The 478-nt window shown below is 66.1% G+C and carries 1 protein-coding gene; it reads left to right on the top strand.

Going from position 1 to position 478, the window contains the following annotated elements; all coding sequences use genetic code 11:
* The coding region (locus KUG43_RS16685) for a sigma-70 family RNA polymerase sigma factor (protein ID WP_216910955.1) at nucleotides 1-478 on the top strand (478 nt) is incomplete at both ends.

Raw genomic sequence — 478 nt, 5'->3', positions numbered from 1 at the left:
TGCTGCGCAAGCGCCTGCACGCTGGCCGTCGCGCCAAGGAGCGGATGGTGGCGGCCAACCTGCGCCTGGTGGTGAGCGTGGCCAAGAAGTACACCAAGCGGAACATGGAGCTGCTCGACCTGATCCAGGAGGGCACGATCGGCCTGGTGCGGGGCGTCGAGAAGTTCGACCCCACCCGCGGCTACAAGTTCTCCACCTATGCCTACTGGTGGATCCGCCAGGGCATCACCCGGGCGATCGCCGAGAAGAGCCGCACGATCCGCCTGCCGATCCACATCACCGAAACGCTCAACAAGCTCAAGAAGGGCCAGCGGGAGCTGAGCCAGGAGCTGGGCCGCACCCCCACCCTGAGCGAGCTGGCGGTGGCGGTGGAACTGCCGGAAGAGGAAGTCAAAGACCTGCTCTGCCGCGCCCGCCAGCCGGTGAGCCTCGAAACAAAGGTGGGCGATGGCGAAGACACCGAGCTGCTGGATCTGCT

Source organism: Synechococcus sp. CCY 0621, from assembly GCF_019038465.1.
GTDB lineage: Bacteria > Cyanobacteriota > Cyanobacteriia > PCC-6307 > Cyanobiaceae > Cyanobium.
Note: the sequence above shows the minus strand (reverse complement) of the source record. Positions and strands in the feature narration are given on the sequence as shown.